At 49.4% G+C, this 502-nt stretch carries 1 protein-coding gene; it reads left to right on the forward strand.

Annotation, left to right across the window (positions count from 1 at the left end; all coding sequences use genetic code 11):
• Window positions 1-502: trans-sulfuration enzyme family protein (locus LIN78_RS17980; RefSeq protein ID WP_227182266.1), on the forward strand; the 502-nt coding region annotated here is incomplete at both ends.

Here is a 502-nt window from a genome sequence, read left to right on the forward strand (position 1 = left end):
ACTCATTACCCTAGAAACTCCTTCTAATCCGATGTTAGCGATTACCGACATCGAAGCCATTACCAAAGTGGCCAAAGAGAAGGGTATCCTGACCTTAGCGGATAACACGCTCGCTACCCCGTTTAACCAACAGCCGCATGCGCTAGGTGTCGATATTGTGGTGCAAAGTGCCACCAAATATCTGGGTGGCCACCATGACCTAACGGCTGGTGTGGTGTGTACCAGTAAAGAGCTCGCCGCAAAGATCTGGAAAACCCACATTACCTTGGGTTCTGTACTTTCGCCCATGGATAGCTTCTTGCTACTCCGTGGTTTACGCACCTTCCCAATGCGGATGAACCGAGTCAACCAAAACGGCCAAGCTCTGGCTGAAATGCTAGCTGCCCATCCAAAGGTAGAAAAAGTGCTCTACCCTGGTTTACCAAGCCATCCACAGCATGAATTAGCGAAACGGCAAATGAAAGGCTTTGGCGGGATTGTTTCTTTTATGGTGAAAGGGGAT

It is taken from the genome of Leeia speluncae, from assembly GCF_020564625.1.
Taxonomy (GTDB): Bacteria; Pseudomonadota; Gammaproteobacteria; order Burkholderiales; family Leeiaceae; genus Leeia; species Leeia speluncae.